General features: G+C 58.4%; 1 protein-coding gene. It reads left to right on the top strand.

Annotated features, from left to right (window positions below; genetic code table 11):
- Nucleotides 1-245: ATP-binding protein (locus tag HMPREF2808_RS13960; RefSeq protein WP_168165067.1), on the top strand; the 245-nt coding region annotated here is incomplete at both ends.

Genomic DNA, 245 nt, shown 5'->3' with positions numbered 1-245 from the left:
AGCAGACTCGCCCACGGACAATGGTGCCACCTAGGTCAAAACATTGTCATCCTGGGCAAGTCCTCAGTCGGTAAAACATACCTCGCCCAAGCACTCATCACCGCAGCATGCCGCAACGACTACTCCGCACGGTTCTACCGCACCGACATGCTCGCCGCCGAACTAGCAGTCCTCCAACCCGATAACCCCACACGGCTGAAGTTCATCCAGCAGCTCCACGACGTCGACGTCCTGGTCCTCGATGA

This window comes from Corynebacterium sp. HMSC078A10, from assembly GCF_001811565.1.
Lineage (GTDB): Bacteria > Actinomycetota > Actinomycetes > Mycobacteriales > Mycobacteriaceae > Corynebacterium > Corynebacterium hesseae.
This window is presented reverse-complemented; position numbering and strand designations above follow the sequence as displayed.